General features: G+C 40.4%; 1 protein-coding gene and 1 pseudogene. One reads left to right on the top strand and one right to left on the bottom strand.

The window, feature by feature from the left end; translation table 11 throughout:
• A pseudogene (locus PX484_RS15020) lies at positions 1-883 on the top strand (FAD-binding oxidoreductase); the annotation flags it as partial.
• A gap of 227 nt (positions 884-1110) precedes the next feature.
• Here the strand turns inward: PX484_RS15020 and PX484_RS15015 are convergent.
• Positions 1111-1873 (bottom strand): helicase C-terminal domain-containing protein (locus tag PX484_RS15015; protein WP_288104492.1); only part of this gene is annotated, 763 nt, incomplete at its 5' end.

Genomic DNA, 1873 nt, shown 5'->3' with positions numbered 1-1873 from the left:
TTGCGGTCAGGGTTTTCCCAGTAATGAAACTGGTGATTTGATTTATTCTTTTACCCCAATCTTGCACCAATGTCAATACTTTTGGGAAGCATTTCCCGCTAGGGATGGTCGGACAACTTATTTATTTACCTATCTTGATACTCATCCTGATCGCTTTAGTTTAGAATTTTTGATGGAGGAGTATTTAAGATTACTGCCGGAGTATCAAAAGGTAGATTTAGAAGCGGTAAAATTTCAGCGTTTTCTAGCGGGTTTTTTCCCGGCCTATCGTCAAAGTCCTTTAAAAATGCCTTGGTCAAGAATTCTAGCAGTGGGAGATAGTAGCGGTAGTCAATCTCCGGTCAGTTTTGGTGGTTTTGGGGCAATGGTTAGGCATTTAAAAAGGCTAACTTTTGCCATCGAGGAAGCTTTACAAATCGATGCTTTAAACCGAGAAGATTTAGCCCTTTTACAACCCTATCAACCCAATATATCGGTAACGTGGCTATTTCAAAAAACTATGAGTGTTGCCATGTCTGCTAACCCTAATCCCAATCAAATTAATGACTTAATGAGTGGAGTTTTTCGGGTAATGGATAAGTTGGGAGATGAGGTCTTAAAACCGTTTTTACAGGATGTGGTGCAGTTTTCTTCCCTCTCAAAAACTTTGCCTTTGGTTAATCCTCAATTAGTTTTACCGATGATTCCACAAGTGGGTATCAGTCCTTTTATCGATTGGACGGGACATTATTTGAATTTAGCTTTGTATAGTGGTTTATATCCCTTGGCAGCCACCTTAAAACCTGTTTTAGAAAAGTTACCCGACAAGCAAAAATATCTTTATCATCGTTATTTGGATAGTTGGAAATATGGCTCTGGGGGAGATTTTATCAGTAATCAGTGATCAGTAAACAGTGATCAGTGAACTGATTACTGATAGGGTGCATCTCTTATTGGTGACATTCTCTCACATATTGGTGAGCAGCAGAAGTTATTCCAAGAGGGCGAATGCAATTCGCCCCTACAATAATATTATCGCGTCAATGGTAGGGGCGCACTGCGTGCGCCCAAATGTAATATAGATATTTCTACAAAATTGAGATGCACCCCATCTGATAACTGATAACTGATTTAATCTTTATCTTGAAAAAATTGTTGATCGAGATAATTAACTTTAGCATAGGGTTCTAAAGCGGAGAGAATTTGTCGGCCATAACTGCGGGCATTGACACGATTATCGAGGACAGCCACACAACCTTGACACTCCCGGAGAGACTGGACAGATTGCTGAATTTCCCTTACTGCTGTGGGTAAAAGATAGGCACGAAACCAGTCGAGATGTTGTCGTTTATAGTAGGCAATTTTGCCAGCAACGAGAGGATTTTCGGGGGAGGGTAAGGGTAAAGTAGCGATAATTAATAAACTGGGAGTCGGAAATTTTTCTTGATGGGTTTGCCAGAATTGCCAACCACAAACGAGAATAGTATTACTATTAATCTCAGTTTTTTCCACTTGCACTCGCGAACCGTAATCGGCTGCCATTTGGGTGGCAATTTGTGCCTTGAGGGGAACATCTTCAATCAGGATTACTATCGGTTGTTCACTGGTATGATTAGCACTAACTAATTCCCGCACTTGCTTTAATAACATCGGTTGAAATTCGGGGGTATTGGGGGCGCTGATGCGATCGGGTAGATATAAATGAATATATTCACTTTCGCGATCGGCTGCAAACTTTAAAGTTAAAATTTCTCCGATACCCTGATTTTGACGGTATAAATTAGCGGATTTTTCGCTATCTAAAAAACTGCCGATTAAAACAAAGGGTTGCTGCTGCCAAATCGGTTTGAAAAAACTAGCCACCTCCAAAGGACTGATTTTTAGGGTAAATTCT

Origin of the sequence: Microcystis sp. M49636_WE2, assembly GCF_030065375.1 — a bacterium.
In the GTDB taxonomy this organism is placed as follows: Bacteria; Cyanobacteriota; Cyanobacteriia; order Cyanobacteriales; family Microcystaceae; genus Microcystis; species Microcystis aeruginosa_C.
The sequence above is the reverse complement of the archived record's forward strand: the minus strand, read 5'-3'. Positions and strand labels throughout refer to the sequence as shown.